At 76.4% G+C, this 4245-nt stretch carries 2 protein-coding genes and 1 pseudogene; 2 read left to right on the plus strand and 1 reads right to left on the minus strand.

Annotation, left to right across the window (positions count from 1 at the left end; all coding sequences use genetic code 11):
• Positions 1-199: pseudogene (locus tag E1291_RS39705) on the plus strand (DNA polymerase Y family protein); the annotation flags it as partial.
• A 24-nt stretch (positions 200-223) separates the two neighbouring features.
• Positions 224-3508 (plus strand): error-prone DNA polymerase, encoded by a 3285-nt coding sequence (locus E1291_RS39710; protein WP_131743161.1) that lies wholly within the window; start codon positions 224-226, stop codon positions 3506-3508.
• Positions 3509-3561: 53 nt separating this feature from the next.
• Here E1291_RS39710 and E1291_RS39715 read toward each other — a convergent pair.
• On the minus strand, positions 3562-4245 hold a 684-nt coding region (locus E1291_RS39715), incomplete at its 5' end, for a polysaccharide deacetylase family protein (RefSeq protein ID WP_306434509.1).

Raw genomic sequence — 4245 nt, forward strand, 5'->3', positions numbered from 1 at the left:
GCCCGCCGCGCTGGCGTTCGGCGGCGCGCCCGCCGCGGCGGTCACGGGGTGGACGGGCCCGTGGCCGGCGGACGAGTTCTGGTGGGACCCGGCGAGGGCGCGGCGCCGGGCGCGGTTCCAGGTGGTCACCGCCGACGGCGGCGCCTATCTCCTGGCCGTCGAGGGCGGCCGGTGGCACGTCGAGGCGGGCTATGACTAGCGCGATCACGAACCGGGCGCGCTGATGGGGTGGAGCAACCCGCCGATCCCGTGGCGGGAGTTCGAGGAGAGGCTGTCCTGGCGGGCGTCCGAGCCCGCCGCCGGGCCACGGGCGCCCGCGGCGGAGCCTCCCCGGCCGGCGGTGCGCGGCACCGTCGCGTGGGCCGAGCTGCACTGCCACTCGTCGTTCAGCTTCCTGGACGGCGCGAGCGACCCGGCGGCGCTGGTGGCCGAGGCCGCCCGGCTGGGCGTGGAGACGATGGCGATCACCGACCACGACGGGATGTACGGCGCCGTGCAGTTCGCGCGGGCCGCCGACGAGGCCGGCGTCGGGACGGTGTTCGGCGCGGAGCTGAGCCTGGAGCTGCCCGGGCCGAGGGCGGGGCCGCCCGACCCGGCCGGGCGGCACCTGCTGGTGCTCGCGCGGGGAGCGCTGGGCTACGCGCGGCTCTGCGCGGCGATCACGTCGGCGCAGCTGGCGGGCGGGCGCAAGGGCCGTCCCGTGTACGACCTGGAGGCGCTCGCCGGCGCGCACGGCGGGGCGGACGGCGGGCACTGGGCGGTGCTGACCGGGTGCCGCAAGGGCCCGGTCCCGGCGGCGCTCGCCGCGGGCGGCCCGGAGGCGGCCGAGCGCGAGCTGCGCCGGCTGACCGCGCTGTTCGGGCGCGAGAACGTGTTCGTCGAGCTGGTCGACCACGACCAGCCCGACGACGACCACCGCAACGACGCGCTGTTCGCGCTCGCGGCCCGCACCGGGACGGCGGTGGTCGCCTCCAACAACGTGCATTTCGCCGCGCCCGGCCCGGACGCGCGGCTCGCGCAGGCGCTCGCGGCGGTCCGGGCCCGCCGCGGCCTGGACGACATGGCGGGGTGGCTGCCCGCGGGCGGCACCGCGCACGTGCGCGGCGGCGCGGAGATGGCGGCGCGGCTGGCGCGGTTCCCGGGCGTCCGGGAACGGACGGTGGCGCTGGCCCGCGAGTGCCGGTTCGAATTCGGGGTGGTCGCGCCGCGGCTGCCCGACTGGCCCGTCCCGGACGGGTACACCGAGGCGAGCTGGCTGCGGCGCCTGGTCAAGGAGGGGGCACTGAAGCGGTACGGGCCGCCGGACGCCGAGCGGGTCCCCGGCGCGCACGCGCAGATCGCCAGGGAGCTGGACGTCATCGAGGGGCTCGGGTTCCCCGGCTACTTCCTCATCGTGCACGACATCGTGGAGTTCTGCCGTCGCGAGGACATCCTGTGCCAGGGGCGCGGATCGGCGGCGAACTCGGCGGTCTGCTACGCGCTCGGCATCACCGGCGTCGACGCCGTCCGGCACGGGCTGCTGTTCGAGCGGTTCCTGTCGCCCGGACGGGACGGGCCGCCCGACATCGACCTCGACATCGAGCACCGGCGCCGCGAGGAGGCCATCCAGTACGTCTACCGCAAGTACGGGCGGGAGTGCACGGCCCAGGTCGCCAACGTCATCAGCTACCGGCCGCGCATGGCCGTGCGGGACGCGGCGCGCGCGCTGGGCTTCTCCCCCGGCCAGCAGGACGCGTGGTCGAAGGGCATCGACCCGCGCGACCCCGTCGGCACCGAGACGGACGTGCCCGCGCCCGTCCTGGGACTGGCGGAGCGGATGCTGACGCTGCCCCGGCACCTCGGCATCCACTCCGGCGGCATGGTCATCGCCGACCGGCCCGTCGGGGAGGTGTGCCCGATCGAGTGGGCGACGATGCCGGGCCGCAGCGTCCTGCAGTGGGACAAGGACGACTGCGCCGCCGCCGGGCTGGTGAAGTTCGACCTGCTCGGCCTCGGGATGCTCGCCGCGCTGCACGACTGCTTCGACCTGGTCGACGCGCACCACGGGCGGCGGTACGACCTGCAGTCGGTCCCGCCGGAGGATCCGCTGGTCTACGAGATGCTGTGCGACGCCGACACCGTCGGAGTGTTCCAGGTGGAGTCGCGGGCGCAGATGGCGACGCTGCCGCGGCTGCGGCCGCGCCGGTTCTACGACCTGGTCGTCGAGGTGGCGCTGATCCGCCCCGGCCCGATCCAGGGCGGCTCCGTCCACCCGTACCTGCGGCGCAGGAAGGGGCTCGAACCCGCCGCGTGCCCGCATCCGCTGATGGAGCCCGCCCTGTCGCGGACGCTCGGCGTCCCGCTGTTCCAGGAGCAGATGATGCAGCTCGCCGTGGACTGCGCGGGCTTCACCCCCGCCGAGGCCGACATGCTGCGGCAGGCGATGGGCGCCAAGCGGGCGCCGGAGCGGGTGGAGCGGCTGCGGCACCGCCTGCTGGACGGCATGGCCGAGCGCGGCATCCCCGCCGACGTCGCCGAGAGCGTGTACGAGAAGATCCTCGGCTTCACCGGGTTCGGGTTCCCCGAGTCGCACGCCCAGAGCTTCGCCCATCTCGTGTACGCGAGCGCGTGGCTGAAGCGCCACCATCCGGCCGCGTTCACGGCGGCGCTCCTGCGCAACCAGCCGATGGGGTTCTACAACCCGCAGAGCCTTCTGGCGGACGCCAGGCGGCACGGTGTCGTCGTCCGGCCCGTGGACATCAACGCCAGTGACGTGTACCCGGTGCTGGAGGAACCGGTGGAGGTCGAGTCCGCGCACCCGCACGCGCCGTCCGAGCCGCAGCCCGCGATCCGGCTGGGCCTGGCGGGGATCCGCAACCTCGGCACGGAGACGGCGGAGGCGGTCGCGGCGGGGCGGCCCTACACGAGCATGGAGGACCTGGCCCGCCGGGTGCCGCTGTCGGCCGGGGCGCTGGAGTCCCTGGCCACCGCCGGGGCGTTCGGGGGCTTCGGCCTGTCGCGGCGCGAGGCGCTGTGGGCGGCGGGCGCGCTGGCCGGGTCGGGCCCCGGCCAGTTCGAGGGCGCCGCCCCCGGCGCGGTGGCGCCCCCGCTGCCCGCGATGACGCCCGTCGAGGAGACCCTGGCGGACCTGTGGGCGACCGGCGTCGCCCACACCCATCCGATGGCGCACGTCCGCGCGGCGCTGGAGGAGCTGGGCGCGCTCACGGCCGAGGCGGTCGCCGGGACGCCCGGCGACACCAACGTCGTCGTCGCCGGGCTCGTCACGCACCGGCAGCGCCCGCCCACCGCGGGCGGCATCGTCTTCATGACGCTGGAGGACGAGACGGGCATCGTCAACGTGGTGTGCCCGCCGCAGGTGTTCCGGCGCCACCGCGGCCTGGCCGTCGACTCCCAGGCGCTGCTGGTCGGCGGCCGGCTCGAACGCGCCGACGGCGTCGCGAGCGTGCGGGCGACCCGGCTGCGGCGGCTCCCCGTCCCGGGCAGGGTCCGCGCCCGCAACTTCCACTGACGCCCGCGAGACGGGGGCCGCGGGACAGGCGGGGGCGGATCAGGAGGCGCCGGTCAGGAGACGGAACCGGGGGCGGGGTACTGCCCACCGGCCTGGACGCCCTCGGGTCCCATCAGCTCCGATACCGTCACGAACGCGTAGCCCTTGTTCGCCAGCCGTCTCAGGATCTCGGGCAGCGCGTCCGCCGTCGGCCGGTGCCCGTCGCGCAGCCGGACCACCGCGCCCGGCCTGGCCAGGTCCACCACCCGGTCCGCCACCGCGCGGGCGCTGCGCTCGCGCCAGTCCCGCGGGTCGGCGTTCCACAGCACCTGCACCAGGCCGAGCGACTTGGCGACGCCCGCGACGGTGCTGTTCGTCGCGCCGTACGGGGGCCGCAGGAGATGGGTGCAGCGGCCGAGCGCGGCGCGCAGGACGTCCTCCGTCCGCTGCACGTCGGAGTTGATCTGCAGGATCGGCATCCGGGTCAGGTCGCGGTGCCCCTGGGTGTGGTTGCCGATCTCGTTGCCCCCGGCGGCGGCCGCCCGCACCAGCCCGGGGTCGACGGCCGCGTTGTCGCCGACGACGAAGAACGTCGCGCGGGCCTGCCGCGCGGCCAGCGCGGCGAGGAGACGGCGGGTCACCGGGCCGGGGCCGTCGTCGAAGGTGAGCGCGACGCACCTGACCCGCGCGCAGTCGACCCGGCGGGAGACGGTGCGCACCGCCGCGGCGGTCGAGGACGGCGGCGGGCGCGGCCGGGC

Origin of the sequence: Actinomadura roseirufa, from assembly GCF_900659635.1 — a bacterium.
In the GTDB taxonomy this organism is placed as follows: domain Bacteria; phylum Actinomycetota; class Actinomycetes; order Streptosporangiales; family Streptosporangiaceae; genus Spirillospora; species Spirillospora roseirufa.

Excerpts from the sequence above, each read along its gene's own strand:
- E1291_RS39710 (WP_131743161.1), top strand. The coding sequence starts at position 224 with ATGGGGTGGAGCAACCCGCCGATCCCGTGGCGGGAGTTCGAGGAGAGG.